Genomic DNA, 319 nt, shown 5'->3' on the forward strand with positions numbered 1-319 from the left:
TTGAATTAATGCTGTCGTTAACTGTTGATGCGGGCCTTAAAAGTAATACCATCAAGCCTTCAAGCTTACGGAAAGTGGTCGTAGACAGCACCGTCATGGAGAAAAATATCGCCCACCCAACCGACAATAAACTACTAGAAAAATGCCGTGATAAACTGGTTGGTTTTGCTAAGCAAGCCGGTATTCGGCTTAGACAAAGTTATGAACGAGTTGGCCCTAAGCCCGCTCAAAAGGTGGCAAGTTATGCGCATGCCAAGCAATTTAAACGCATGAAGAAAACATTAAAAAAACAGAAAAACTATCTCAGACGGGTGATGAA

Annotated in this window: 1 pseudogene; it reads left to right on the forward strand. The window is 42.3% G+C overall.

Going from position 1 to position 319, the window contains the following annotated elements:
• A pseudogene (locus CKO50_RS24165) lies at positions 1-319 on the forward strand (IS5/IS1182 family transposase); the annotation flags it as partial.

The sequence above is a fragment of the Pseudoalteromonas sp. HM-SA03 genome, from assembly GCF_002289345.1.
Classification (GTDB): domain Bacteria; phylum Pseudomonadota; class Gammaproteobacteria; order Enterobacterales; family Alteromonadaceae; genus Pseudoalteromonas.